This is a genomic window from Embleya sp. NPDC059237 (genome assembly GCF_042754105.1).
Taxonomy (GTDB): Bacteria; Actinomycetota; Actinomycetes; order Streptomycetales; family Streptomycetaceae; genus Embleya.
The window spans coordinates 1-1,586 of the sequence record NZ_JBHZAE010000060.1; the positions used below are offsets into that span (position 1 = coordinate 1).

Here is a 1,586-nt window from a genome sequence, read left to right on the forward strand (position 1 = left end):
GATCGCCGAGGTGACCGCGGGGTGGGCGGTTACGAACGCCAGAGCGAGGTGGGGCAGCGACAATCCGGCCTGCTCGGCGATTCGGGCGAGAGCTTCGACGGCGTCGAGCTTACGTTCGTCGGTCATGTGCCGCCGTGCCCAGTGCAGGCGCCCGGCCGACGCCGTTTCCCCGCTGCCCCTGCGGAGGCGACCGGCGAGCAGGCCCATCGCCAGCGGGCTCCACACCAGAACACCCAGCCCGTGGCGCTCGCAGACCGGCAGGATCTCGCGCTCGATCCCGCGGTTGAGGATCGAGTAGTGCGGCTGTTCGGAGCGGAAGCGGGCGAGCCCGCGCTGTTCGGCCACCCACTGGGCTTGGACGATGTCCGAGGCGGGCAGGTTGGAGTGGCCGATCGCACGGATCTTGCCCGCGCGCATCAGGTCGGTCAGCGCACCGAGGGTTTCCTCGATGTCGGTGCCGGGCTCGGGGTGGTGGGCCTGGTAGAGGTCGATGTGGTCGACACCCAGGCGGCGCAGCGACCCTTCGACCGCGGAAACGATCCACCGGCGGGAGCTGCCGCGCCGGTTGGGGTCGGACCCCATCGGGCCGTTGAATTTCGTGGCCAGGACGACGTCGTCGCGGCGGCCCCGCAGGGCCTTTCCGACGATCTTCTCGGCTTCGCCGTCGCCGCCATAGACGTCGGCGGTGTCGATGACGTTGATGCCGGCGTCGAGGGCGCGGTGGACGATGCGGACGCAGTCGTCGGGGTCGGGGTTGCCGTACGGGCCGAACATCATCGTGCCCAGGGTGTAGGTGCTGACCTGGATGCCGGTCCGGCCGAGGGGGCGGGTTCGCATGGGGTTCTCCTCGGGGAGGAGGTGTGCGGCCGGACCGGCCGCACACCTCGCGCAACGGTCAGTCCTGGGTGTACGCGGCCGCGACGTCGACGATCCAGGTGACGCCGAAACGGTCGGCCAGCATCCCGAACGCGGGCGCCCACTGGGCGGGACCGAACGCCTCGATCACGGTCGCGTCCTTGGCGAGGCCGTCCCACACGGGGGTGACCTCGTCGATGCTGTCGCCGCGGACGGACAGGAAGAACGGTTCCCGGGTGATCGTGGTGCCGTTCTCCCGACGCGTGGTGGGCGCGCCGGGGTCGGTCGGCGTGTGCTCGCCGGGCACGTCGTAGGCCATGACCCGGAAGCCGTTGTCGGCGACGACCTGGCCGAACACGACGTTCGTCGCGCCGGGCAGTTCGGCGGGCATCCCGAAGTCGGCGTAGGTGGCGACGGTGAGCCGGCCGCCGAAGACCGACTGGTAGAACTCCAGGGCCTCGCGGGCCTGGCCGTGGAAGTTCAGATGCGCGACAGCGTTGAGCGACATGGTGTTCCGGTCCTTCACGAGTGATTTCCGGTGCCGGAGGTTTCCGGCGACAGAACCGACGATGGCAGCAGTACAGGTCAGAGAACGTCCGCTACTTGTGGCATGGTGCAAACATGCCGATCGCCTCCTCGACGACGACCTCCAGCCGGCTGCTGGCGCTGCTGTCCATGCTTCAGGCCCGCCGCGACTGGCCGGGCGGCGTGCTCGCCGAGCGGCTGGGCGT

Annotated in this window: 2 protein-coding genes and 1 pseudogene; 1 reads left to right on the forward strand and 2 read right to left on the reverse strand. The window is 70.1% G+C overall.

The features are described from left to right. Both ACFXKZ_RS52395 and ACFXKZ_RS52400 read right to left on the reverse strand, forming a co-directional pair. A partial coding sequence (locus ACFXKZ_RS52395) for an aldo/keto reductase (RefSeq protein WP_380015669.1) occupies positions 1-837 on the reverse strand: 837 nt, incomplete at its 3' end. Between the two features lie 58 nt (positions 838-895). After that, complete coding sequence (locus tag ACFXKZ_RS52400) at positions 896-1,363, reverse strand: VOC family protein (protein WP_380015672.1); 468 nt, start codon at positions 1,361-1,363, stop codon at positions 896-898. Positions 1,364-1,476: 113 nt separating this feature from the next. Between ACFXKZ_RS52400 and ACFXKZ_RS52405 the strand changes: the two are divergent. Continuing rightward, positions 1,477-1,586: pseudogene (locus ACFXKZ_RS52405) on the forward strand (transcriptional regulator); the annotation flags it as partial.

What these genes read in the sequence shown, in the direction of transcription:
- ACFXKZ_RS52400 (WP_380015672.1), bottom strand. Translation starts at nt 1,363, where the DNA reads ATGTCGCTCAACGCTGTCGCGCATCTGAACTTCCACGGCCAGGCCCGC.